The following is a 793-nucleotide window of genomic DNA, read 5'->3' as shown; positions in this document are numbered from 1 at the left end:
CCGCGCAGGAACGCCAGCCAGCCCGCCCCGTCCTCGGATGAGACGACGTCGATGCCGAGGATCTCGCGGTGCCCGTCGGCGTTGACGCCGGTCGCGACCAGGGCGTGCACGTTGACCGTGCGCCCTCCCTCGCGAACCTTCTGCGTCAGTGCGTCGATCCACACGAACGTGTACGGCCCGGCGTCCAACGGCCGGTCGCGGAACTCGCTGACCATCTGGTCCAGCTCCCGGGCCATTACGCTGACCTGCGATTTGGACAGCCGGGTGACCCCGAGTTGCTCGGCCAGCCGCTCCACCCGCCGGGTCGAGACGCCCAGCAGGTAGGAGGTGGCCACCACCGAGGCCAGCGCCCGCTCGGCCCGCCGCTGCCGCTCCAGCAGCCAGTCCGGGTAGTACGTGCCGGTCCGCAGCTTCGGGATGGCCAGCTCCACGGTCCCGGCGCGGGTGTCCCACTCGCGCCGCCGGTAGCCGTTGCGCGAGTTGACGCGCGCCTCGGACACCTCGCCGTAGCCGGCGCCGCAGCGCTGCTCGACCTCGGCGTCCATCATCATCTGCGCCATCCGCGCCACCATCTCGCGCAGCACATCGGGCGACGCGGTGGCGAGGGTCTCGTCGAACCACTCACCCTGAACAGGCAGAATGTCTTTAGCGGCCACTTCTCGTTCTCCTTCTTTGCCTTCGACAGCTGTGAAGGATCGCGGAGTGGCCGCCCTCATGTCACATCGATCTTCCCTCACGGGCATCAAGGTGACGAACGGGTTCAAACCCGTACACCACTCCCGTGGACGCTAAC

The 793-nt window shown here is 68.5% G+C and carries 1 protein-coding gene; it reads right to left on the bottom strand.

The window, feature by feature from the left end; translation table 11 throughout:
* A partial coding sequence (locus ETD85_RS62535) for an IS256 family transposase (RefSeq protein WP_240780196.1) occupies positions 1-641 on the bottom strand: 641 nt, incomplete at its 3' end.
* Positions 642-793 lie beyond the last annotated feature (152 nt).

Source organism: Nonomuraea zeae (assembly GCF_005889725.1).
Classification (GTDB): domain Bacteria; phylum Actinomycetota; class Actinomycetes; order Streptosporangiales; family Streptosporangiaceae; genus Nonomuraea; species Nonomuraea zeae.
The sequence above is the reverse complement of the archived record's forward strand: the minus strand, read 5'-3'. Positions and strand labels throughout refer to the sequence as shown.